The 22701-nt window shown below is 66.2% G+C and carries 19 protein-coding genes; 8 read left to right on the forward strand and 11 right to left on the reverse strand.

The features are described from left to right. Positions 1-36: 36 nt before the first annotated feature. Positions 37-2622: a cytochrome P450 gene (locus ACHQ4I_RS17915; protein ID WP_420772923.1), complete on the forward strand. Its 2586-nt coding sequence runs from the start codon at positions 37-39 to the stop codon at positions 2620-2622. A 41-nt stretch (positions 2623-2663) separates the two neighbouring features. After that, positions 2664-3482 (forward strand): SDR family oxidoreductase, encoded by an 819-nt coding sequence (locus tag ACHQ4I_RS17920; RefSeq protein ID WP_420772924.1) that lies wholly within the window; start codon positions 2664-2666, stop codon positions 3480-3482. A gap of 366 nt (positions 3483-3848) precedes the next feature. Here ACHQ4I_RS17920 and ACHQ4I_RS17925 read toward each other — a convergent pair whose 3' ends face one another. Both ACHQ4I_RS17925 and ACHQ4I_RS17930 read right to left on the reverse strand, forming a co-directional pair. After that, positions 3849-4640, reverse strand: a complete 792-nt coding sequence (locus ACHQ4I_RS17925; RefSeq protein ID WP_420772925.1) for a hypothetical protein — start codon at positions 4638-4640, stop codon at positions 3849-3851. A gap of 84 nt (positions 4641-4724) precedes the next feature. Continuing rightward, positions 4725-5234 (reverse strand): MarR family winged helix-turn-helix transcriptional regulator, encoded by a 510-nt coding sequence (locus tag ACHQ4I_RS17930; protein WP_420772926.1) that lies wholly within the window; start codon positions 5232-5234, stop codon positions 4725-4727. A 73-nt stretch (positions 5235-5307) separates the two neighbouring features. Between ACHQ4I_RS17930 and ACHQ4I_RS17935 the strand changes: the two genes are divergently transcribed. The 3 genes from ACHQ4I_RS17935 (at position 5308) to ACHQ4I_RS17945 (ending at position 7501) form a co-directional block, all read left to right on the forward strand. Beyond that, the gene (locus ACHQ4I_RS17935; protein WP_420772927.1) at positions 5308-5811 is read left to right on the forward strand and encodes a cupin domain-containing protein; all 504 of its coding nucleotides are present in this window, start codon (positions 5308-5310) and stop codon (positions 5809-5811) included. Between the two features lie 256 nt (positions 5812-6067). After that, entirely contained in the window at positions 6068-6526 is a 459-nt protein-coding gene (locus tag ACHQ4I_RS17940) for a hypothetical protein (protein WP_420772928.1), read from the forward strand. A gap of 12 nt (positions 6527-6538) precedes the next feature. Beyond that, complete coding sequence (locus ACHQ4I_RS17945) at positions 6539-7501, forward strand: MvdC/MvdD family ATP grasp protein (protein WP_420772929.1); 963 nt, start codon at positions 6539-6541, stop codon at positions 7499-7501. Between the two features lie 65 nt (positions 7502-7566). Here the strand turns inward: ACHQ4I_RS17945 and ACHQ4I_RS17950 are convergent, their stop codons facing one another. The 3 genes from ACHQ4I_RS17950 to ACHQ4I_RS17960 all read right to left on the reverse strand — a co-directional run bounded on the left by ACHQ4I_RS17950 (position 7567) and on the right by ACHQ4I_RS17960 (position 10755). Then, entirely contained in the window at positions 7567-7800 is a 234-nt protein-coding gene (locus tag ACHQ4I_RS17950; RefSeq protein WP_063043281.1) for a helix-turn-helix domain-containing protein, read from the reverse strand. Between the two features lie 151 nt (positions 7801-7951). Continuing rightward, positions 7952-9583 (reverse strand): ABC-F family ATP-binding cassette domain-containing protein, encoded by a 1632-nt coding sequence (locus tag ACHQ4I_RS17955; RefSeq protein WP_420772930.1) that lies wholly within the window; start codon positions 9581-9583, stop codon positions 7952-7954. A 161-nt stretch (positions 9584-9744) separates the two neighbouring features. Further along, positions 9745-10755, reverse strand: coding sequence for a lysozyme family protein (locus ACHQ4I_RS17960; protein WP_420772931.1), 1011 nt, complete (start codon positions 10753-10755; stop codon positions 9745-9747). A gap of 162 nt (positions 10756-10917) precedes the next feature. Here ACHQ4I_RS17960 and ACHQ4I_RS17965 point away from each other — a divergent pair, with 162 nt between their 5' ends. Then, a complete protein-coding gene (locus ACHQ4I_RS17965) occupies positions 10918-11682 on the forward strand; it encodes an SDR family oxidoreductase (RefSeq protein ID WP_420772932.1) in 765 nt (254 codons plus the stop codon). Positions 11683-11784: 102 nt separating this feature from the next. Here the strand turns inward: ACHQ4I_RS17965 and ACHQ4I_RS17970 are convergent, their stop codons facing one another. From ACHQ4I_RS17970 to ACHQ4I_RS17995, 6 genes are read right to left on the reverse strand one after another with little or no spacing between them, the layout of a single operon-like run. Beyond that, the gene (locus tag ACHQ4I_RS17970; RefSeq protein WP_420772933.1) at positions 11785-13986 is read right to left on the reverse strand and encodes an MMPL family transporter; all 2202 of its coding nucleotides are present in this window, start codon (positions 13984-13986) and stop codon (positions 11785-11787) included. Between the two features lie 20 nt (positions 13987-14006). After that, entirely contained in the window at positions 14007-15425 is a 1419-nt protein-coding gene (locus tag ACHQ4I_RS17975) for a cytochrome P450 (protein ID WP_420772934.1), read from the reverse strand. 56 nt (positions 15426-15481) lie between these two features. Next, positions 15482-16534, reverse strand: a complete 1053-nt coding sequence (locus tag ACHQ4I_RS17980; protein ID WP_420772935.1) for an NAD-dependent epimerase/dehydratase family protein — start codon at positions 16532-16534, stop codon at positions 15482-15484. Next, positions 16507-18198: a fatty acid CoA ligase family protein gene (locus ACHQ4I_RS17985; protein ID WP_420772936.1), complete on the reverse strand. Its 1692-nt coding sequence runs from the start codon at positions 18196-18198 to the stop codon at positions 16507-16509. The genes ACHQ4I_RS17980 and ACHQ4I_RS17985 overlap by 28 nt, the downstream gene beginning before the upstream one ends. Continuing rightward, the gene (locus ACHQ4I_RS17990) at positions 18195-19103 is read right to left on the reverse strand and encodes a hypothetical protein (protein WP_420772937.1); all 909 of its coding nucleotides are present in this window, start codon (positions 19101-19103) and stop codon (positions 18195-18197) included. The genes ACHQ4I_RS17985 and ACHQ4I_RS17990 overlap by 4 nt, the downstream gene beginning before the upstream one ends. A gap of 1 nt (position 19104) precedes the next feature. Continuing rightward, positions 19105-20142 (reverse strand): 3-oxoacyl-ACP synthase III family protein, encoded by a 1038-nt coding sequence (locus ACHQ4I_RS17995; RefSeq protein ID WP_420772938.1) that lies wholly within the window; start codon positions 20140-20142, stop codon positions 19105-19107. Between the two features lie 457 nt (positions 20143-20599). Here ACHQ4I_RS17995 and ACHQ4I_RS18000 point away from each other — a divergent pair, with 457 nt between their 5' ends. Both ACHQ4I_RS18000 and ku read left to right on the forward strand, forming a co-directional pair. Further along, positions 20600-21703, forward strand: coding sequence for a lycopene cyclase family protein (locus ACHQ4I_RS18000; RefSeq protein WP_420772939.1), 1104 nt, complete (start codon positions 20600-20602; stop codon positions 21701-21703). Beyond that, complete coding sequence (ku, locus tag ACHQ4I_RS18005) at positions 21703-22683, forward strand: non-homologous end joining protein Ku (protein WP_420772940.1); 981 nt, start codon at positions 21703-21705, stop codon at positions 22681-22683. The genes ACHQ4I_RS18000 and ku overlap by 1 nt, the downstream gene beginning before the upstream one ends. Positions 22684-22701 lie beyond the last annotated feature (18 nt).

Raw genomic sequence — 22701 nt, forward strand, 5'->3', positions numbered from 1 at the left:
GATAGTCCACGGAAATATGGGCTCTCCACAAAGGGCATGTATCAGTACAGTGCCATTGTGCACATCGCGATGTTCATGGACTACCACCCGACCACGCTCGGAGGGATCCAGACCGCGGTCGATTCGCTGTGCCGTGGACTCGAACGCGCAGGTCACCGCGTCACCCTCTTCGTCGCGCCGCAATCGGGCGCGCATACGGACCCGCATGTGGTCGAGCTGCGCGCCGCCGGTGGTCTCGAGGTGAACGGATTCCCGGTTGTGCTGCCTACCAAGCACAATGACGAACTCATCGACGCCGCCTTCGCCGCGCACGGACCGATCGACCTGGTGCATACCCACACCACCTACGGCGTCGCCATCGCCGGTATGAAAGCGGCACGGCGACACCGGCTTGCGCTGATCCACACGGCCCAGAGCCGCGACGACGCGTTCATCGAGAACACCTCGCCGGCACCGTATCCGGCGGCTCTGGCGCTGCGCGCGCTGCACGGCCGGTTCGTACCACACCGCCAGCACATGCCGCATCGCGCCGAAAGCCGTGCGGCACGACATGCCTGGTGGACGATCGTCGGGCAGGCGCAGGCGGCGGATCGGGTGATCGCGCCGACGCAGCACTTCGCCGAGCTGCTGCTCGCGCACGGCCTGACGCGCCCGATTCGGGTGGTGTCCAACGGTGTCGACGATGAGCTGATCGAAAGCCGCGGCAGCACAGCGGGAGTCGATCGGGCCGCCGACGCGCCGCTGCGGCTCATCTGGTGCGGGCGGTTGTCCGCCGAGAAGCGGCTGCTCCAATCCATCGACGCCGTGCGGCTCGTCGAGGACTGCACCCTCGATATCTATGGCGAGGGCGACCTGCGCGCGGCGGCGGCAGCCGCCATCGCCGAACACCGCCTCGAGGACCGAATCCGCTTACACGGCAGGGTCACTCAGGCCGAATGCCTCGCGGCCATGTCCGACGGCGACGCCCTGCTATTCCCATCCCACGGGTTCGACACCCAGGGCATGGTCCTGCTGGAAGCGGTGGCGGTGGGCCTGCCGATCATCTACTGCGATCCCGATCTCGACGAATCGGTACCCGCCGGCGGCGGCGTGCGCACCGCCGATCCTTCGGCGATCGCGATGGCCGATACCATCGCGAAACTCAACGCCGATCGCACCGCATTCGACGCGATGCGCGAGGTCCTCGCCGCACACGGCGACTCCGTGCGGCAATCACGGCAGACCGAGCAGGTGCTCGAAATCTACCGCCAGGCCCGCGAAGAGTCCGCGCGCAGTCCAGAATTGGTCATGCCGCAATCTCTTTCGGAGGTGCCGACCGCTCCTGGCGCGCTGCCACTGGTGGGACACAGCCTGCGGGCCCTGCGCGACGCCCCCGGATTCGTCACGTCGCTGGCCGACGTCGGGCCGATCGTGCGTATCCACTTCGGTCAGAAGACCGGATATCTGCTCACCACACCGGATCTCGTCCGCGAGGTCGGACTCGGCGATGCCGAACTCAATCGAGACGACCTGCGCGAGGCGATCAAGGACGTCGCGGGCGGATCGGTGAATGTCCTGCGCGGCGATGAACACAAACTGCGGCGCAGGATGATCGCGCCCGCGCTGCGGCAGAGCCGCCTCGCCGAGTACACGAGGTCGGCGGCCGACATCGCGGAAACCTGGTCGGCGGGACTGCCTTCGGGCGGTCGGGTGAATCTGATGGACGAGGCCCACGGCCTGATCCTCGACACGGTGTCCTCGACCCTGTTCACGGCCGATTTCAGCGATGACGCACGCCGTGAGATCCGGGACAATGTGCCGTGGCTGCTCAGCCAGGTCATTCTGCGGACCGCGCTACCCCCGCAGGTGCGCCGCCTGCGGCTGATCGCGAACTGGCGATGGCGCACGAAGGCACATCACCTGCGCGCCGCCATCGGTGACGTCATCGCCGAATACCGCCGCCGCGATGAGGATTTCAACGATGTGGTGTCCGCGCTCATTCGGCATACCGACAGCGAGACCGGTGCGACGCTGTCCGATGAGCACATCATCGACGAGGCGATTCTCATGCTGGCCGGTGGCGTCGGCTCGATGGCGTCGCTGACGGGGTGGCTATGGCATGAGGTCATGCGTCACCCGCGCATCGCCGAGCAGCTGTATGCCGAACTCGATGCCGTCGTCGGATCGGATTCGGTCCGGCCCGACCATCTCGGCGCCCTCCCGTACCTCAAACAGGTTGTGGCGGAGACACTTCGGTTCTGGGGCCCCTGGATCAGCGCCGGCACCGCCGACGGCGACGTCACCATCGGCGGACTCACCGTTCCGGACGGCACGGCGATCATGTTCAGCCCCTATCTGGTTCAGCACGATAAGCGCTACTTCACCCATCCGGAATCCTTCGACCCGGATCGCTGGTCGCCCGAGCGTGCCGCCGATATCGATAAGAAGTCCAACCTGTCGTTCGGCGTCGGCCGCCGCCGCTGCCTCGGCGACCATTTCGCCATGATCGAAATCGGCCTCGCCGCCGCGGCCCTGCTCGCCCGCTGGCGGCCGATCCCCGATCCGAAGTACGTGGTGCGCGCATCGAATCGCGACTTCGTCCTCTCCCCGTCGGCACTGCCGGTCACCCTGCACCCACGTTGATCACTTGCTTGGAGTGCACTCCAGGTGACTACCGTGATCACATGAGCAAAGTTTGGTTCATCACCGGAGTCTCACGAGGATTCGGCCGCGAATGGGCACTCGCCGCACTGGAGCGCGGCGACCAGGTGGCCGGTACGGCACGCGAGTTGAGCACACTCGACGATCTCGTCGCCAAATATCCGGATACCTTTCTGCCGCTACGCTTGGACGTCACCGACCGGGACGCCGACTTCGCCGCGGTACAGCAGAGCGCCGAACGATTCGGGCGGCTCGATATCGTGATCAACAATGCGGGCTACGGACAGTTCGGCATGATCGAGGAGCTCAGCGAGGCCGAGCTCCGAGCACAGTTGGAGACCAATGTCTTCGGCGCACTGTGGATCACCCAGGCGGCGTTGCCGATCCTGCGGGCCCAGGGCAGCGGCCACATCATCCAGGTCTCGAGCATCGGCGGCATCTCGGCCTTCCAGAACCTCGGCGCATACCACGCGTCGAAGTGGGCACTGGAAGGGTTCTCCCAGTCCCTCGCGCAGGAAGTCGCGCCGTTCGGCATCCATGTCACCCTGATCGAGCCGGGCGGCTTCGATACCGACTGGGCCGGTCCGTCCGCGCGCCACGCCACCCCGAATCCGGCCTACGATCCGGCCAGGGAGGCCAGGGCCGCGCAGCGTTCCGCGGTGCGCCGGGGCGATCCGGCCGCCACCCGCGCCGCCATCCTGGCCGTCGTCGACGCAGCGGAGCCGCCGCTGCGTATCTTCCTCGGCGAGATCCCCCTGGCGATCGCGACCGCGGACTACGAATCCCGCTTGGAGCTCTGGCGCAAGTGGCAGCCGGTCTCCGCTGCTGCGCAGGGTGATTGATCAATACAGCACGAGTGCGACGCCGCCGGGAAGAGTGGGGATGATGGTGGATCCCTCCCCGGCGGCGCCGACTATCCGAGACCGCGCCCTCGCTGGCCGACGGCGCGGGTACAGGCCGAAAGGGCCCGCCGCTGGCACGCCGTCCGGAAGTCACGGACGCCTCCGTAACTCCTCGTTCGAAACACGATGACGCGCCAGCGAATTCAGACTCTACGATGCGACCGCTCGCCCATGCAGCATCCTTTCAGCAAATTAGGGACTGTGATGCACGCAACTACATGCAACAGTGCTGGTGGTCACCTGAATCCGGGCCAGGCTCGGGTTTTCGCCGACTTCCGGTACGAAACCGCCCCCGGCACACGGCGTTCAGTAGGTGGCATTCAGATAGTCGGCGGCATGGGTTGTCCATAGGACATTGGTGCCGGGCATGTTGTGCCCGGAGTAGAGGACGTGCTGACCATCCGGCCACGGCGTCAGATAGCCGATGACGCCATCGACCGCGGCGGCATACCGATTCAGGTTGGCGACCGGGTCGTCCATCAGGAACCGGAGCAGTTCGGCGAAGATCAGCGGGCCCACATTGCCGATGCGGGCGCCCTCCACGAAGGAAAACGGCGAAATGCCGACATCGATGATGTGCAATGGGGAGTCGCCGGGCGAGGAGGTGATGATGTCGCCCGGATTCGCGTACTCCTTGACGTCGAGTGCGGGCCAGCCACCGTGTTCGCCGTGCAGGCCGTAAGTCGTTGGCGGGCAGAGATTGCCGACCGACTGGCCGCGCTTGCGCATCGGGTTGGCGATATTGACGGCGAATGCGATCTCGAGGGGTGAGCCGTCGGTGTTCTTGTACACCCCCGACCGCACCCCCTCCAGGATCTTGCTCGCGCAGATGCCGCCGAGCGAATAGCTCAGCAGTCCACACACATTCGGCGAATCCTGAATCGCTTTGACACCCGCGGCGACACCGAGGCGGATCGAGGTGTCCAGCGACGGACCCCATAGGTCCGGGTCCGGCCCGACCGAGGCGGGCCAGTCCGGCTCGAAGGCGGTGAAGCGGGCGGTATCGAGCAGTTTGGTGACATCGTGGAGCATGCCGGTCGGTGTCCCATTGCTGTTCCGCGGCTCGCCCGTGCCGCGGAGGGTGATGATGTCGATCATCGTGCACCTCCTTGTGCACCGCCCATCGGTGCCATGATCCAGGTTGCATCAATGACCGCGCGGGCGCGCGAGTATCGAGCTACCTCATCTCGCGCTCCGCTCGAAGCTGCCGAGCAGCACCCGGGCGATGCGGTCCAGATCGTGGCGATCCTTCGCCGAAAGCACCGACAACATGCGAGTTTCATTCTCGGTATGCGCGGTGACGACCTCATCGATCAGGGTGCGGCCGGCATCGGTCAGAGCGACCCGAACGGCGCGGCGATCCGCCGCGTCCGCGATGCGCCGGACCAACCCGGCCAACTCCAGGCGATCGAGCCGTCCGGTCATCCCGGCACGCGACATCATCAGCGTGTCGGCGAGCACCGACGGATTCAACTCGAACGGCTCCCCCGAACGACGCAGCGCGGCAAGCACATCGAACTCCCCGCGTTGTAGCCCGTGCGCGGTGAAGACCGCCTCGATATCCCGCTGCGCGACCATCAGCAGCCTGCCGAGCCGTCCGATCACGGCCATCGCCTCCAACTCGAGGTCCGGCCGTTCCCGGCGCCACTGCTCGATGATCGCGTCCACCGGATCCTGTTCCGCCTCAGCCATGGACAACATTCTATTCGCCAAGATATAGTTCGGTAGCGAATTATCAATCACCGAATCATCTGGAGTGAACATCATGAGCGCCACCACCGAACGCCCCTTCGCCATCCGCCAGCCGCAGGATGCCGAGACCCTGGTGACCCCGTCGGTCACCATGCGCCTGCTCATCGACTCGAACGAGGCGGGCGGCGCGGTCAGCCACCTGGAGGTCAATATGGATCGGGGCGCCGACGGCGCGGCGCCGCACTACCACACCAAGTCGGACGAGCTGTTCTACGTCGCCGACGGCGAACTGCAGGTCCTGGCGGGGGACGAGATCGTCACGGTCGCCGCGGGCGGTTCGATCGTCGTGCCCAAGCTGATGCCGCACGCCTTCGGCGCCACCCCGGACAGCTCGGCCCGAATCCTGATCGCCCTCATGCCCGCCGTCGAACGCTTCGGCTACTTCCGCCTGCTCGACCGTCTCGTCAAGGGCGAGGCCACCTTCGAGGATCTGGCGGCATCCCAGGAGGAGTTCGACAACTGGTTCGTGGAGTCTGCGCAGTGGTGGGCCGAGCGCAATGCGAATCGGCGGGGATGATCGAGACCGGATGCACGGCCGCCAATCCCGGGCAATACATACCGAACAGCACCCATTCAGAATTAGCTAGATGATTGCGGAGAGCTATTTACCATCTCGCCGAAAATCTTTCGGCGCTAGTGCATCCCGAGTGCAAATCCGGTTTGCCAGCGGCGGTGAAATCTCTCGATCCGGACCGTGCGGACCCCCTTGCGCGTTATGATCCAGTTCCCGCTCGGGAGTCCTGGCAAATCGCGAGCAGATCGGAGCGCTCACAATGACCGACGCAATCCACCTCCCCGGTACCGCGCCGACGGGTGACCGCGTCCCCGCGTTGCAGGGACTGCTGGTGGCCGAGTCGGAACGAGATTTCACCGTCAGAGTGACCGAAGGAACGTGGACCTTTCGTCGCGACGACGTACTTCGGGTAGTGGACTGGACCGATGGCGCGGCCGCCGAGCGCGACGGCCGCCCGGTGCTGATGGATATCCGCCCCGGCGCCACCGCGGATTTCACCCGGCGCCTGCGCATCGATCTCGTCGACCGGCCGATGACATTGGCCGCGGAGCCCTCCGCGGCACTGGGAGATGAAGCGCTGCAACAACTCACCGCATCGTGGGCCAACAGCCTGCAGCTCGCCGAATGCCCGGCCACCAGCGGGGCAACCTTCACCTACTGCCAAACCAAATCGCTCGCGACCAGCGACGACGGCATAAACTGCGACAGCCTCGACTGAACAGGACTGCGCATGGCGGCGCGCCGGACAGGTTCGGTCCTCATCGTCTCCGAATCCGATGATCTGCACGGCACCGCGATGGCGGCGACGTTGCGAGAACACCACGGGCTCAGCCCGATTCAGCTAGATCTGCGTGACTTCCCGCGCGAATCCGGAAGTTTCCGACTCGACCGGCACGGCACCGCGCGTTCGCTCTCACATGTAATCGGACTCGACGACGTCCGCTCGGTCTGGTGGCGACGACCGCATCCGGCACAGGTTCCCGCCGGTGTGCGCGCCTCGGATGACGCCTACCGCCAGGCCGAATGCGACGGCTTCATCCAGGGCATGCTGTGGTCGATACCCGCGTATTGGGTCAACGATCCCGGCGCCGATCGCACCGCCAGCCGCAAGATCGTCCAGTTGGAGACGGCGCGACGAGCCGGATTCGCGGTCCCGGAGACCCTGATCACCAACGATCCCGACGAGGCGCGCAGCTTCGTCGAATCACGTTCGGGCGCGGTCGTTTACAAGCGCACCGGGACCGGACGCGCCGAATTCGCCGAGACCAGGCTCATCACCAAGGCCGATTTCGGCAGACTCGCGGGCATCCGTTCCGCGCCGACCACCTTCCAGGACTACATCGAAGCCATATGCGATCTGCGCGTGGTGTGGATGGACGGCGTCGAATGGACGGTCCGCATCGATTCGCAGTCCGGCGTCGGCCGCGTCGACTCGCGGCTGGACACCACCGTCGACTTCGCCCCGGAACATCTGCCCGCCTCGGTCAGCAAGTCGCTGGCCACGCTCATGGGGGCACTGGGCCTGAGCTTCGGCGTGCTGGATCTGCGCCTGGGCCTCGATGGCGAGTACTACTTTCTCGAGGTCAACCCACAGGGCCAGTTCGCGTATCTGGAGATCAAGACGGGCCTGCCGATGTTCCGCAGCCTCGCCAACCTGCTGGTCAACGGCGACGGCGCGGTGCCGGGCTACTAGGCGCGCTCGATCCCGCTCGGTGTCGGCGAAATCCATTCGCCGACACCGGATTCAGATCCGAAACGTTACTGGCTCTTGCGGCGGTTCGCACCGCCGCGACTGCGGAGCTGCACGTGTGACTCCACCAGCACGTTATGGATGAAACCGTAGGAGCGGCCGGTGGACCGGGCCAGCGATCGAATGCTGGCACCCGCCTCGTACTGCTTCTTCAGCTGGGTTTGCAAACGGTCTCGTGATTTCCCCGTGACGCGTGTGCCCTTACCCAGTGTGGCCTTGACTTGTGTGGGCCTGTCGCTCATGGCTTCCTCCGAGTCGCCGAGCCGCGTCTTTCCAGGCTAGACACTCTGCAAGCTGTGATCAACGGGTCTTTGTGATGAAAATCACCGAAAATCCGATTCGAGGTGGCGAAAACCGACCGCCCCCAACGAAACTCCGCCCGGATCGGGGGAATCAGGCCAGCTGAATCAGCTCCAAATACTCCGCCGACCAGTGGTCTTCCTGGCCGTCCGGCAGCAAGATCACCCGTTCCGGGGACAGCGCCTCGGCCGCGCCCGGGTCGTGGGTGACCAGCACGACGGCGCCCGCGTAGGTGCGCAGCGCGTCGAGGACCTGTTCGCGCGAGACCGGGTCGAGGTTATTGGTCGGCTCGTCGAGCAGCAGCACATTGGCGGCCGAGGAGACCAGGCCCGCCAGCGCGAGACGGGTCTTCTCACCGCCGGAGAGGGTGCCCGCGGGTTGTTCCAGCTGCGGTCCGGTGAACATGAACGCGCCGAGCAGGCCGCGCAGCTCCTGTTCACCCGCGTCCGGTGCGGCGTGACGGATGTTCTCCCATACCGTGGCCTGGTCGTCGAGGGTGTCGTGCTCCTGCGCGAAGTAGCCGATCTTGAGCCCGTGTCCGGGGACGAGCCCGCCCGCGGTCGGCGTCTCCACCCCCGCCAGCAGGCGCAGCAGCGTGGTCTTACCCGCGCCGTTGAGGCCGAGCACGACGACGCGGCTGCCGCGGTCGATGGCCAGATCGACGCCGGTGAAGATCTCCAGCGAGCCGTAGACCTTGGTCAGATTCTCGGCCATCAGCGGAGTCTTGCCGCAGGCGGCGGGTTCGGGGAATTTGATCCGCGCGACCTTGTCGGCCACCCGCACCTCGTCGAGTTCGGCCATCAAGCGGTCGGCGCGCTTGGCCATATTCTGTGCCGCAGTGGCTTTCGTGGCCTTGGCGCCGAGTTTGGCGGCCTGGGCGCGCAGGGCGCTGGCCTTCTTCTCGGCATTGGCGCGTTCGCGGCGGCGGCGCTGTTCGTCGGTGGCACGCGCGTCCAGGTATTTCTGCCAGCCCATGTTGTAGACGTCGGCCTCACCGCGCACCGCGTCCAGGAACCAGACCTTGTTCACCACATCGCCGAGCAGTTCGACATCGTGGCTGATCACGATCAGGCCGCCGTCGTGGTTCTGCAGGAAGCCGCGCAGCCAGGTGATGGAGTCGGCGTCGAGGTGGTTGGTCGGCTCGTCGAGCAGCAGGATGGTGTCCGAGCGGCCGCCGCTGCCGTCGGAGGCCGCGAACAGGATGCGCGCCAACTCGATTCGGCGACGCTGACCACCGGACAGGGTGCGCAGCGCCTGGCCGAGCACGCGATCGGGCAGACCGAGACTGTTGCAGATGCGGGCCGCTTCGCTCTCGGCGACATAGCCGCCGAGCGCCGAGAAACGCTCCTCGAGCCGACCGTACTTGCGCACCGCCTTCTCGCGTTCGGCATCATCGACCACCTCGGCCATCAGCGCCTGCTGCTTTTCCATTTCGCGCAACAGGGTGTCCAGGCCGCGCGCGGAGAGCACTCGATCGCGGGCCAGCACATCGAGATCGCCCTCGCGCGGATCCTGTGGGAGATAGCCGATATCGCTGGAGCGCAAAATCTTTCCGGCGTAGGGCTCGCCCTCCCCCGCCAGAATGCGCAGCGTGGTGGTCTTGCCCGCGCCATTGCGCCCGACCAGTCCGATCCGGTCTCCGGCCTGCACCCGCAGTGCCGGCCCCGGGGCCGACAGCAGGGTGCGGACTCCGGCCCGGACCTCCAGGTCCGTCGCGGTGATCACAGGCTTCTCCTACGGGGGTATGTCGTGCTGGTCGGTTGTTGCTCGATTGTGCGACGTGAACACGCACAAGAACCACCGATTTTACCTGGCGCCGGAGGTGCTTCCGACACCGCGCGATCCAGGTGTGACCGCGCTAACTCCGCGGGAGGGTGGCCGGCGGTTCAGTAGCCCCTCGACGGTCGGCCGGCATCGGCCTGCTGGACGTTCGACGTCAGGTTGGAGCCGTCGCGCCCGACGTGGTACACGTCCATCACATAGTTCATGCTGGCCGCGATATTGGCGGTCGGATCGGTGATGTTCGACGACGTTCCGGCGACGTGGTAGGCCGCGAAGGTGCTGGGAATGGTCTGGGTCAAGCCCTGTGAAGGATGTCCGGCAACCGCGTTGCTGTCCTCTAGGTTGATCGAGCCGATGTATCTGCTCGATTCGCGTTCGATCAGGGTTCGGTAGCCCTCTGTCCACCTCTGGCGGGCGACCGGATCGGTGATGCCGAGGGCATCCAGGGCCTTGCCGATGTAGTAGTCGACCTCTGCTTCGGAGAGTCGGCGGTTCGGGCCACCACCGTTGGTCGCGCTCACGGGTGCGGTGTACTGACGGTCGTAGCTGGGGCCATTCGGAGGTACGTAACTTCCGCCGCCGCCACCGCCGCCCGATGTCGGCATGTAGTTGTTCCTCGGGGACGGGTCGCCCACGCCACCGGCATGCTCGTTCATCTCGTCGTACGCGCTCGACACGTGGTCCGCCGTTGTGCTGACGGCCTTGTCGATGCTGCCTATCGCACTCAACTGCACACCGATGTCAGGGTTCTGCGGCACACTGGCGATGGTTCCCTTGGCCGTGCCCACCAGAGTCTCGACCTCGGTGTAGACCGTATTCGCCAGATCGGCCGATTTCTGCGCCATACCCGCGATACCGACGATCTTCGTATCCAATGCGTTCAGATCGTCTCGATACTTCGTGTCGTCGCTTTGTTTGGCATGGTATTTCGCGACGAGATCGCCGGTCTTCAGCTGCGAATCCCCCAGGCCATCCAGGCCCTTGACCGTAATCGACTTCGCCGAGCCGTCGCCCACCGCCTTCACCAGCCTCGCCAGCGCCGCCTCTATGTGGCCGATATAGGCGTTGAGGATGGGTGCATCCGGGCGCGACGGCAGCGAAGTGTCGACAGCCATATCTCACCTTCCGCCGATGCCTGTCGGGCAGCTTAATCGCAGCTAGGCGCCACGCTCAGGGCAGCGGATCCCCGCCGGTGGGAAGAGTCGTCCCGGGGGCGAGATCGCGCGAGCCCGACCGGGTCCACTCGGCGGATCTCAACAGCGGTAGCGTGCCATCACATGACGACCGATCTGTTGGGCAAGAGCGCACTCGTTTCCGGAGCCAGCCGTGGCATCGGCAAGGCCGTCGCGGCGGAGTTGTTGCGTCGTGGCGCCAATGTGCTGATCACCGCGCGCAAGCCGGAGCCGCTCGAGAAGGCGGCAGCCGAGCTGCGGGCGCTCGGCCATCGGGGCGAGGTCAGCGCGCTGGCGGGCAACTCGGGTGATGCGGACAGCCGGGCCGCGGCGGTGAGCCGGGTGGTCTCGGAGTTCGGCTCGCTGGACATCCTGATCAACAACACCGGCATCAATCCGGTCTACGGCTCCCTCATGGAGGCCGATCTGGAGGCGGTGCGCAAGATCTTCGACGTCAATGTCGTCGCCGCCCTCGGCTACGTGCAGGAGGCGTACAAGGCGTGGATGCGCGACCACGGCGGCGCGGTGGTGAACGTGGCCAGCGTCGCCGGCCTGCGCTCGACCGGTGTGATCGCGGCCTACGGCGCGTCCAAGGCCGCGCTGATCCGGCTCACCGACGAGCTGGCCTGGCAACTGGGCCCGAAAATCCGCGTGAACGCGGTAGCGCCCGGCGTGATCAAGACCAAATTCGCCGATGCGCTGTACTCGGCCGACGAGGAGCAGTCCGCGAGCATGTATCCGATGAAGCGGCTCGGCGCGCCGGAGGATGTTGCGCAGCTGATCGGATTCCTGGTCTCCGACGAGGCCAAGTGGATCACCGGCGAGACGATTCGCGTCGACGGCGGATTGCTGTCGACTGGCGGAATTTGAGACGGCTCCTGGGCAATCCGCTGACCAACGCAACGGTCCCGACCGTGTCCCGATAAGACCGATGGCCGTGCGGCGAATCCGCACGGCCATCAGTTCTCTGGTCTACACCCGCGCGGGCTGGCGCAGACCGTCCGCATCGGGCAGGGATGGTGCGGACGGTCCCTCGTCGAATCCGAAGCGCTCGTGCAGCTTTTCGAGCGGCCCCGGCGCCCACCAGTTCCAGTCCCCGAGCAGCTTCATCACCGCGGGCAGCAGGAAGCCGCGGACCAGGGTCGCGTCGACCAGCACGGCCAGCGGCAGGCCGATGCCGAAGGACTTCATAAAGGTGATGTCCGAGGCCAGGAAGCCCAAGAACACCAGGGAGATCAGGACCGCCGCCGCGGTGACGATCCGGCCGATCTTCTCCAACCCGTGCGCGACCGCGGATTCGTTCTTGCCGGTGCGTTCGTACTCTTCCAGGATCCGGGACAGCAGGAATACCTGATAATCCATCGCCAGACCGAAGGCGACGCCGAAGAGCATGACCGGCACGGTCGGCGGCAGATCGCCCGTCACGGTGAAATCGAGCAGGCCGGACAGATGACCGTCCTGGAAGATCCAGACCAGCGCGCCGAAGGTCGCGGTGAGGCTGAGTGCGCTCAGCACGATCGCCACCAGCGGCAGCACCACGCTGCCGGTCAGCAGGAACAGCACGATCAGCATGATGATCACGACGTAGGCCAGGGCCACCGGCAGCGCCGAGGTCACCGCGTCGAGTGAATCCGCGCTGGCGGCCGCGATGCCGCCGACCAGCCGCTGCGACGGTGCCGGTACCGCGCGCAAGTCCTTCGCCACCCGGTCCAGCAGGCCCGGATCGCTGGTATCCGGTGTCACCGAAAGATATGCGGCGTCCTTGGTTTCGAAGCGCGCATGCTGCGCCATCGGCGGGACGAGCTGCCCGCCGTGCGCGTAGCTGCCGGTGGCGGTGTCGACGCGGCGGACATTGTCGACCTCGGAGAGCTTGCGCGCGTAGGCATCCAATCCGGACTTGCCGTCGGGCAATACGACGAAAAGTCCATTGGTGTCGGTCGCGGTGAAATCGCGCTGGATTATCTCGGTGATCTGCCGGTTGTTCATCGACTCCGGCAGTGCCCGCTGATCCGGGAAGCCCAATTTCACCCCGAGGAACGGGGTGCCGAGCAAGAGCAGGAATGCCGCGACCGCCAGACCGATGGGCATCGGCTTGCGCATGACGAAGACCGCGAGCCGATGCCAGAAACCCTCGCCCGGCGCGGGCCGTTGCGGGCGGAAGAACCAGCCGAGCTGGCCGCGGTCGATGCGGCTGCCGAGTAGCAGCAGGATCGCGGGCAGCACCGTCAGCGAGACCGTAGCGGCGATCACCGCGACCGCCAGGCCCGCGTATCCCATGGAGCGCACCGCGAGCAGCGGGAAGAACAGCAGACCCGACAGCGCGACCGCGACCGTCACGGCCGAGAAGGCCACGGTGCGTCCCGCCGAGCGCATGGTCGCGGCGACGGCCGGTCCGGTCTGCGCACCGGCGGCCAGTTCGTCGCGGTAGCGGCTGATGATCAGCAGGCTGTAGTCGATCGCCAGGCCGAGGCCGAGCAGCGTGGCGACATTGGTCGCGGTCGCGGCGAGATCGGTGACCAGTGTGATGAGCCAGAGCGCACCCATGGTGATCATCACGGTTACCGCCGCGACGACCAGTGGCAGGCTGGCCGCCACCAAACCGCCGAAGACGAACAGCAACGCGACCAACGTGATCGGGAAGGCGATGGATTCGCCGAGGGCGGCGTCCTTCTCGCTCTGTTTCACGGTCTCGTGCAACAACATCGCGTATCCGCCGACGCGCACCTGGACCGGGCCGTGCGTGCCGCCGTAGCGATCCGCGAGCCCGCCGACCTTCTGGTCAACCTCGCCCTCCTCACCGAGGATGCTCGCGACGATCAGGCCCGATTTGCCGTCATTGGCGCGCAGGGCGGGCGACTTGTCCATCCAGTACGACATGACACCCGCGACACCCGGCTCATCCTTCAGCTTCAGCGCCAATTTCACCGCGGCGGTGGCCGCTTCCGGATCATCGACCGACGTGTCGCTGCGCACCAGCAGCACGAAGTTCGGCGGCGCCTGACCGAAGCTATCGCGCAATATCTCGGTGGCCCGGCTGGATTCGCCGCCCGGATCGCTGTAGCCGCCGCCTTGGACATTGTCGAACAACGTCGAGCTGAGCATCCCCATTGCCAGCGCGAGCACGACGAATACGCCGAGAATCCACCTGCTGCGCCGCTTGGTCAGTTCGAACACCGCCACACCCTCATCACTCGTTAAGCCGCGCCACGTTCGCTCCCTGACGAATCCGCGACGTGCCCGGCTTGCACCTGCCTGGCCACCACCCGCATCGGCAGATACTTCGGGTGCACCAGGGCGCCGATCACCGTCTCTTGCACCGCGATACCGGGCATCGGGCGCAGGCGCCAGCGCCCGCCGATCGTAGCAACCTGCAGCGCAACCTCGGTGAGCGAGAACACATTTCCCGGACACTGGCGGGTGCCCATACCGAACGGCAGGTACGCACCCTTGGGCCGGGAATCCATTGCCGCAGGCAGCCAGCGGTCCGGGTCGAATTTGTCGGGGTTCGCGAAGATCGCCGGATCCCGGTGTACCGCAACGGGACAGACCAGCAACATGGCGCCCTCGGGCAGCGCCTTGCCGCCGAGTTCATAGTTCGCGGGGACATCGCGCACGGTCAGCCACGGCGAGTACATGCGCAGGGTTTCGGTGACGATCCGCTTGGTCAGGTCGAGCTGTCCGAGATCGGCGAACTCGGCCGGGCGACCGCCGAGCACGGCGTCGATCTCCGCGTGGAAAGCGGCCTCCAGCTCGGGGTTCCGGCCCAGTTCATGGAAGACCCAGGACAGCGTCATACCGGTCGCTTCGGTGCCGCCGACCAGGAAGTTGATCAGCTCGTCGTGCACCTGGGCGTCGGTGAGCGCGACACCGTCCTCGTCGCGGGCCTTGATCAGGGTGTCCAGCAGGTCGCCGTGGTCCAGCGTCGGGTCGGCGGCCAGATCCGCGCGGTAGGCCGCGATGATCTTGCGGGTGGCCGACTTCATCCCCGTGACAAGACCTTCGAAGCGGCGGTTGCTCGGCAGCGGCAGCTTGTCGATCCAGGCCGGGCGGGTGACGCGCCGGGCGAGCAGTGTCATCACCGGCGTGAGCATCTCGTGGATTTCCGCGCCGGTCTCGGCGCCGAGGTCGCCGGAGAACAGCGCACCCGCGACGGTGCGCAGCGCGAGGTCGTGCATCTCGGTATTGACGACCACCATTTGGCCGTCACGCCAGGCCTCGGCCTGCTCGGCCCCGAGGCGCGTCATCACGGTGGCGTACTGCGCGATGCGGCCTCTTGCGAAGGCCGGGGCGATCATTCGGCGTTCGCGCTTGTGTTGCGGACCGGACAGGACCGTTACGCCCGCGCCGAGCAGCGCCTCCGCGCGATCGATCATCGAACCCTGATCGGAAAGACCGACGAAGGCCTCCCGGATCAAATCCGGTTCGGTGACGACATAGGTGTCGTAGCCCGGAATCTTCACCCGCACCACGGGTCCGAGCGCCGCGAGTGTCTGCAGGAAGCGGTAGGGCCTGCGGGCCAGGCGGTGCGAATGTCCGATGAGGGGTAGGGCGCCCGGCGCGGTCGGCACCTCGGCGGTGCCGGTCGGGCGGCTGGTCAGCCGGGTGGTCATCATGCGAGTCTCCTAGGCGTGGATCGACTTTCGCTCGAGTGCGGGGCGGGTGCCGCCGTTCATCCGCGGGCGATCACGGCATCGACGCCGCCGGCCTGTCCGACCCAGTCGACGTAGGCCGCCAACCCGTCGTTCAGCGATACCGTGGGCGCGTAGCCGAAGTCCCGTGCGGCGGCAGTGGTGTCGTAGGTGTTGGAAACAGTCAGTGCCGCCGTGGTCCAGCTCGACAGCGGCGGGGCATAGCGTTCCTTGATCGCGGGCACCCGCCAGATGGTGTCGAAGACCGCGATGGCGGCGTCGAATACCGGCTTCGGGATGGTGCGGGTGGGCGGCGTCAGGTCCAGGGCGACGGCGAGGTCCTTGACGAACTTCCACAGGTCGACATCCTCGGGATCGGCGAGGAAGTAGGCATTGCCCGCGACCTGGTCCGAGCGCGCCGCCTGTAGGCAGGCCTGAGCGGCATGTTCGCAGTAGGTGATAGACACCATGACGTTCTTGCCGCCGGAGAGGTCGGGCAGCTTGCCGGACTTCAGCTTTCGCAGCAGCAGCGTCATCCAGCCCGACGAGCGTGGCCCCCAGATCATCCGTGGCCGCAGGGCGCAGGTCACGAAATCGGGGGTGTTGGTGGCCAGGACGAGCTGTTCGGCGGCGGCCTTGGTCTCCACGTACAGACTCTTCGGATCGGTCACATACGGCTCGGACTCGTCGATGCCGAAGCGGTCGGTGTCATAGGAGGTCGCGACCGAGGGGCTGCTGACGAAGACGAACCTGCCGACCCCGGCCGCCCGCGCGGCCCGCATCAGCCGCCGGGTGCCTTCGACATTGGCCTCCCAGAACTGGGCGCGGCTGCCGACCTCGGCGACCAGCCCGGCGCTGTGATAGACCACATCGACGTCCTTGCAGGCCGTGACCAACGATTCGTAGTCGCCGAGATCGCCCGCCACCGTTTCGAGTTCGGGCACCGTCGACAGGTACCCGAGATCGCTCGACGGCCGGACGATGGCGCGTACCTCATCGCCCGCCGCCACCGCGGCGTCGACGATATGGCTGCCGAGGAATCCGGTTGCCCCGGTGACCAATGCCTTCATGGCGTCATACCCTTTCCGGCCCATTCGGCCAATTCCTCGCGCCCGATCTTGGCGTTGTGCCGGATGTCGACCGGGAACCCGGGATGGGCGCGGAATACCTTGATGGGCCTGGTGAATTCGCGTTCGCGCGCGATGGACCACAGTTCCCGCTGCACCCGCGGGATCTCCGATTCCGCTACCCCGGAGCGCAATTCGAAGCACAGCACCGGAATCTGCGCGCCCGGTTCGCCGACCCCGACGAGCGCGGTGCGCTGCACATCCGGATGGGTATTGAAGATCTGCTCGCATTGGACGGTGAACAGGTCACCGGCCGCGGTGCGGACCCGCTGGGCCGAGCGGCCGCAGAACCACAGCCGGCCGGATTCGTCCTGCCAGGCCAGATCTCCGACGCGATGCCAGCGGCGCACGGTGCCGTCGGGGCGAGTCTCATCGATCTTGTTGCGGGCGTCCGCGTCCGGATTCCGATGGTAGGCGGTGCTGACTTGCGCACCGGTGGCGACGATTTCGCCGATCCCGCCCTGTGGCAGCACCAGATCGTCGTGCCAGGCGGGGATTTCGTCATCGGAGATGGCGATGATCCGAACCCTTGTGTCGCTGTCGGACTCGGCGATCGGGCGGCCCACACAGGTGCCCGCGCCCTCGGCGGTCTGCTTGCGGGTTTCGTCGAGTTCGGACCATTCGAGGGTGGTCAGCGGCAGCGCCTCGGTGGCGCCGTAGGTGGTGAATACGTGCGCTGTCTCGCCGAGGGCGGCCCGAACACCCGCCAGTGCGTCCAGATTCGCGGGCGCACCCATCGAGATGACGCGAACCAGGCTCGGCAGCGCGGTCCCGGTCCTCGTCAGATATTCGCCGAGTGGACCCAATAGCGCCGGTGACGCGGTGACGTCGGTGGCCTCGAAACTCTGGACCACATCGGCGAGCAATGCCGGATCGGCCTTCGACACCCGCACCGGGTCGACCGGCCCGAGCACGACATGCGCGCCTTGCAGCAGATCGAATATGCCGAACAGCGGCACCGAGGTCAGCGAGACGAAACCCGTTGGGCGGCCGTGCAACTGCTCGATCACCCGCAGCGACGCGGCGAATCCGGCCCTGGTGAACTCGACACCCTTCGCCGGTCCGGTGCTACCGGTGGTGAAGGCGATCATCAGCAGATCGTCGGGCGCATGGGCGATGTCGGGTGCGACCGCGCCGGGCGTCTGCCGCATGGCGAGCAGTGTGTGCCCGCCCCAGTAAGAACGTCCGGCGGTCACGTGCAGCCGCACCGACCGGAAGGTGCGTCGCGCCGCGAGCCGCACCAGATGCGCCACCGGGATGCCGATGAAGGCCTCCGCACCGACACTGCGGAAGCAGTGCAGCATGCGGCGCACGCCCATGCCCGGATCTACCACCACGGGCACCGCGCCGACCCGGAACAGCGCGAAGATCACCGCGAACAGATCGGGATCGGGCTTGACCATGACAATGGTCTTGACGCCCTTGGTGATCCCGATCCGTTCGAACGCCGCGGCATAGGCATTGACCCGCTCGCCGAGGTCGGCGAAGGTCAACACCGCGAAGCCGAGATCCGCTGCGCGCTTCGCGCGTTCGGGATGGGCCACCGTCGGATAGCTGATGGCGGGCAGCTCGGCGCGCTGCCGGATCTGCTGATCCAGCAGCGCGCTCAGATCGGCCAGCTCTCGGCTCACCCGGCACCACCGGCGGGGACGGTGTAGCTCACGCATCCGGCGATCGGACCGGATCCCGCGGCCACCAACAGCAATTCGTCACCGGCCGACAGCTCACCGGCTGCCAGCAGCTGGTGGTAGCCGATGATGAGACCCGAGCTACCCGCGTCCAGATCGCCGGTCGCGGCCTGATGCGTTCGGTCGAAACCGAATTCGCCCGCCAGCGTGGCCGCGAAATCGGGCACCGGATTGTTGGTGACCAGCACGCGCCGCGCCTGCGGCCGCTCGCCGAGATACGAGCGGACCGCCGCAAAGGCCGCGCCGGTGACCAATTCGGCATAGTCGTCGGCGACGTCGACGGTGATCGAGCGCTGCCCGTCATTGCCCATCGCCTTCAGATCGAGATAGCCGGCGACGCCGGGATGGGTGCCGACCGCGCGCGGCAGCGGCGCCGGGATGTGCACACGATCGAAACCGGTCCCCTCATCGATGCCCTTGGTCACCAGCAGCGCCGCACCGACAGCGGCATAGCGGAAGTCGGCCGGTGCGTGCCCGGCGCCGCCGGGATGGGCGTCACTGGCGACGATCAGCACCCGCTCGACCGTCCCGTTTTCCAACAGCGCGCCCGCGGCCTGCAAGGCGTTGAGCACACCGCACGACCCGTTGCGCAGATCGAGCGAGAAGCCCGCCCGCGAGGAGCCCACCTGGTAGTCCAGGTGCATCCCCAGTTCCTTCTGGATCAGCGCCGCATTCGACGGCTCGACGATATTGCTGTCGCGGTAGACGCCCACATTGATCAGCACGTCGATATCGTTCGCCGCGACGCCCGCCTCCGAGAGGCACTCCTCTGCCGCCCGAACAGCGTGATCGATCGAACCGAGAGTGGGGTCGGCGCTGACGGCGGACCGGCGAATAATAAACGTCATTTCATCCCACCAATGCGCTGATAGTTGCCGACAAGACGCCGAAGACCATTCCCGAGGCCGTCGGCACGAAACAGATCTTCGCGCCCTTCGGGATCTCGCCACGGGAAATGTAGTCGTGCAGCACCAGGAAATGCGTGCTTGCCCCCGTGTTGCCGTATTTCTCGACGGTCGCCAGGCGCGGCGGCATCTCGGTGCCGTGAATCTTGCTGCCGGACTCGGCGAGCTTCTCGGTGAATCCGACACCGAGCTGATGGAACACGATGAAGTCGAACTTCTCGTCGGCGAATGTGGTGCCGCGTTTTGCGAGAATATCGCTGTGGAATTTCGCCCAGGTTTCGCGGCGCGGCGCGGCCTGCATGGTGAGATTGTCGGTCAACATGATCATGTTCTCGCTGGCGTCGCTCGGTTTGGCGATACACAGCGGCGAGTACTCGGCACAGGTCGTCAGATCGACATAGTGCAGCACGTCGTCCTCGTCGACCGCCGGGTCCAGAATGACCGCGACCGCCGCATCCGCGAGGGTGAGTGCGGCGAACTGCGGATCACGCACATCGATCGCCTCGGCGAGCGCGCCCTCGGTCACCGGCGAGATCACCTCGGGCGTTACGACCATGCCATTGCGCACGACGCCGGCGCGAATCATGTTGTCGAGCAGATAGATTCCGGTCATGGTGCCGCCGCAGGCATTCGCGACGTCATAACCGGAGGCATTGACCGCGCCGATGCGCCGGGCGATCTCCTGCGATGCCGACGGTTCGAAGACCATATGGAATCCGTCGTGCACCGTGGTGCCGCCGCAGATGATGATGTCCAGGTCGGCGGCGTCCAGACCGGATTTGGCCAGCGCGTCCTGCGCGGCCCGCGCACCGAGGGTAAGGGTGTCCTCGACCGTGCGATCCACCATGTAGCGGTGGTTGATGCCGGTAATTCGCTCGACGTCGAACTCGCCGCCGCTCGTCATCCGATCGAGTACTTCGGAGGTGGTGTATTCGCCGGCCGGAAGGGCGGCTCCAAGGGCGCGTAATCGGGAAGAATTCACCGTAGCGGTCCTTTCGACTTCGGACAGGCAGCACGAACTCCCCGTTGGCACGACAATGGCCTCGGGCAGACGGTGCGGGAATTCCGTTCCACACAATTGGGAACAGAGAGCGACGAAATCCACGCTGATTTCGGCAATCACGTCCGGATTGCCCGACCCTGGGCAATCCATCCGACAACGCCGAGCATACGACGCACAGCACAAAGTGACCAGCCGGATGAGGACGCCGAGCTACTGGCGGGTCACATCGTTGCTGGAAAATCCAGATCCAACATGATCGCATTATGAAGAATGTCACCGTGGATATCTGTGAACTATCACCACGCAACGGTGACCGATCCGCCCGGAAGTAAGCTCCGCACGACCGACGAACCGATCCGCGAACGGAGGGATCCGCCCTGCATACCGCCGAACTCGCTGTGCCGCACCGGCATCCGCATTCCGCGACGGCCGCGCGATGACCGACGACATCATCGTCTGCGGCCTCGGCCCCGCCGGTCGCGCGCTCGCGCATCGCTGCCTCGCGCACGGAATGTCGGTCACCGCAGTCGATCCGCTACCGGATCGACGCTGGTCGGCGACGTATGCGGGGTGGTCCGACGAGTTGCCGCAGTGGCTGGATCCGACGGTTGTCGCCGCCGTCGTGGATGCCCCCGCGGCCTGGGGCACCCGGTTACATCGACTCGACCGAACCTATGTCGTCTTCGACTCCGAGCGGCTGCGGGATTCGCTGGATCTCGACGGCGCCCGGATATCGGCGGATCGCGTTGTCGAAATTCGGCAGAACACAGTCACTTTGGCTTCGGGCACAAAATATAGCGCAGATCGTATTGTCGACGCACGAGGAATTGCCCGCGCCTCGGCGCGGGCCGAGCAAACCGCGTACGGCGTTGTCGTCCAACGCGATACCGAGATGCAGCCGCTGTTCATGGACTGGCGCTCGGACAACGGCGCGGAACCCGGTGCGCCCCGGTCGTTTCTGTATGCGGTGCCGTTGGACGCGCAGACCATGCTGCTGGAGGAGACCTGCCTCGCGGGACGTCCGGCCATCGACACCGCCGTATTGCGTGACCGGCTGCGGCACCGGTTGCGTTCTCGCGGAATCGAACTCACCGGGTTCGAACCGATCGAACGGGTGCGGTTCCCGGTGCAGGGCGGCCGGCCGGGACGGTCGAGGTTCGGCGCGGCGGGCGCATTCACCCATCCCGCAACGGGTTACAGCGTCACCGCCTCGCTGGCCGCCGCCGATACGGTCGCGCTCGGCGCAACGGCGTGGCCGGTACGGGCCCGGGCCGTACATGCGTTGCGGGCGGCCGGTCTGCGGGCTTTGCTCGCACTGCCGCCGACCGACATTCCGGTCTTCTTCGATGCCTTCTTCACAATGCCCCCGCAGCTGCAACGGGCGTATCTATCGGGTCGCACCGACCTCGGCGGCACCGTCGCCGCCATGCGCACCCTTTTCGCCGCCCTGCCCGCCCCCATGCGTCGGCGTGTCGCGACCGCGACACTCGGGATGTCGATTCGCTCGCGCATTCGAATGGGTTCGTCCATCATGGAGTGATGGCACGAGCTATCTGGAAAGGCTCGATCGCATTCGGGCTGGTAAACGTCCCTGTCAAGGTGTACACCGCCACCGAGGATCACGATATCCGCTTCCACCAGGTGCACGCCAAGGACGGCGGGCGGATCAAGTACGACCGGGTCTGCACGGTTTGCGGCAAGTCCATTCAGTACGCCGATATCGACAAGGCCTACGAATCCCCCGAGGGCGACAAGGTCATGCTGACCGACGAGGACTTCGCCCAGCTGCCCGCGGCGGAGAAGCACGAGATTCCGGTGTTGCAGTTCGTGCCGTCCGAGCAAATCGACCCGATCCTGTTCGAGAAGAGCTACTACCTGGAGCCCGACTCGAATACTCCCAAGGCCTACGTGCTGCTGGCGACCACACTGGAGCGCATCGATCGGACCGCGCTCGTGCACTTCACACTGCGGCAGAAGACCCGGCTCTCCGCATTGCGCGTGCGCGACGGCGTGCTGGTGCTGCAGACACTCCTATGGCCCGACGAGGTCCGCGCGGTCGACTTCGAATCCCTCGACGGCGTCGCCGAGCCGAAGCCGCAGGAGATCAAGATGGCCGAGACGCTCGTCGAGACCATGTCCGACGATTTCGATCCCGACCAGTACACCGACGAATACCAGATCGAGCTGAAGAAGGTGCTCGACGAGGCGATCGCCAGCGGCACCGGAAAGATCGTCAGCCAGCCCGAGGCCGCACCCGCCGCAATGGATGCCGAGGTCGTCGATCTGGTGGCCGCATTGCAGCGCAGCCTCGAGGCCAGCGGGCGGCGGGCCGCGGAAAGCTCCGACAAGGGTGCGAAGCCCAAGGCGAAGGCGGCACCGGCCAAGAAGGCAACCAAGGCACCCGCCAAGAAGGCAACCAAGGCGGCACCGAAGAAAACCACCAAGGCGGCGGCCGAGAAGACCGCCGCCAAGCCGGCCAAGAAGCCAGCGAAGAAAGCTGCCCCCCGCAAGAGCGCATGAGGTGGGAACCTCTGTGAC

This window comes from Nocardia nepalensis, assembly GCF_048910785.1.
In the GTDB taxonomy this organism is placed as follows: domain Bacteria; phylum Actinomycetota; class Actinomycetes; order Mycobacteriales; family Mycobacteriaceae; genus Nocardia; species Nocardia nepalensis.

What these genes read in the sequence shown, in the direction of transcription:
- ACHQ4I_RS17925 (WP_420772925.1), bottom strand. Translation starts at nt 4,640, where the DNA reads ATGATCGACATCATCACCCTCCGCGGCACGGGCGAGCCGCGGAACAGC.
- ACHQ4I_RS17915 (WP_420772923.1), top strand. Translation starts at nt 37, where the DNA reads ATGTATCAGTACAGTGCCATTGTGCACATCGCGATGTTCATGGACTAC.
- ACHQ4I_RS17960 (WP_420772931.1), bottom strand. Translation starts at nt 10,755, where the DNA reads ATGGCTGTCGACACTTCGCTGCCGTCGCGCCCGGATGCACCCATCCTC.
- ACHQ4I_RS17950 (WP_063043281.1), bottom strand. Translation starts at nt 7,800, where the DNA reads ATGAGCGACAGGCCCACACAAGTCAAGGCCACACTGGGTAAGGGCACA.
- ACHQ4I_RS17965 (WP_420772932.1), top strand. Translation starts at nt 10,918, where the DNA reads ATGACGACCGATCTGTTGGGCAAGAGCGCACTCGTTTCCGGAGCCAGC.
- ACHQ4I_RS17920 (WP_420772924.1), top strand. Translation starts at nt 2,664, where the DNA reads ATGAGCAAAGTTTGGTTCATCACCGGAGTCTCACGAGGATTCGGCCGC.
- ACHQ4I_RS17935 (WP_420772927.1), top strand. Translation starts at nt 5,308, where the DNA reads ATGAGCGCCACCACCGAACGCCCCTTCGCCATCCGCCAGCCGCAGGAT.
- ACHQ4I_RS18000 (WP_420772939.1), top strand. Translation starts at nt 20,600, where the DNA reads ATGACCGACGACATCATCGTCTGCGGCCTCGGCCCCGCCGGTCGCGCG.
- ACHQ4I_RS17930 (WP_420772926.1), bottom strand. Translation starts at nt 5,234, where the DNA reads ATGGCTGAGGCGGAACAGGATCCGGTGGACGCGATCATCGAGCAGTGG.
- ACHQ4I_RS17990 (WP_420772937.1), bottom strand. Translation starts at nt 19,103, where the DNA reads ATGACGTTTATTATTCGCCGGTCCGCCGTCAGCGCCGACCCCACTCTC.
- ACHQ4I_RS17975 (WP_420772934.1), bottom strand. Translation starts at nt 15,425, where the DNA reads ATGATGACCACCCGGCTGACCAGCCGCCCGACCGGCACCGCCGAGGTG.
- ACHQ4I_RS17945 (WP_420772929.1), top strand. Translation starts at nt 6,539, where the DNA reads ATGGCGGCGCGCCGGACAGGTTCGGTCCTCATCGTCTCCGAATCCGAT.
- ku (WP_420772940.1), top strand. Translation starts at nt 21,703, where the DNA reads ATGGCACGAGCTATCTGGAAAGGCTCGATCGCATTCGGGCTGGTAAAC.
- ACHQ4I_RS17940 (WP_420772928.1), top strand. Translation starts at nt 6,068, where the DNA reads ATGACCGACGCAATCCACCTCCCCGGTACCGCGCCGACGGGTGACCGC.
- ACHQ4I_RS17980 (WP_420772935.1), bottom strand. Translation starts at nt 16,534, where the DNA reads ATGGGCCGGAAAGGGTATGACGCCATGAAGGCATTGGTCACCGGGGCA.